We start from the raw sequence: 255 nt of genomic DNA on the forward strand, positions 1-255 counted from the left end.
GTCCTTAGTACGAGAGGACCGGGATGGACAGACCGCTGGTGTACGAGTTGTACTGCCAAGTGCACAGCTCGGTAGCTACGTCTGGGAAGGATAAGTGCTGAAGGCATCTAAGCACGAAACCAACCTCAAGATAAGATTTCTATGAGATTACTTGAAGAAAACAAGATAGATAGGTCAGAGGTGTAAAGATAGTAATATCAAAGCTAACTGATACTAATAAATCGAAAACTTGACTGGAAATATATACTGTTATTG

The 255-nt window shown here is 41.2% G+C and carries 1 rRNA gene; it reads left to right on the forward strand.

Going from position 1 to position 255, the window contains the following annotated elements:
* Positions 1-237, forward strand: a 23S ribosomal RNA gene (locus ACU68U_RS09400); the annotation flags it as partial.
* Positions 238-255 lie beyond the last annotated feature (18 nt).

Source organism: Finegoldia sp. P3-F-LR, assembly GCF_052932165.1.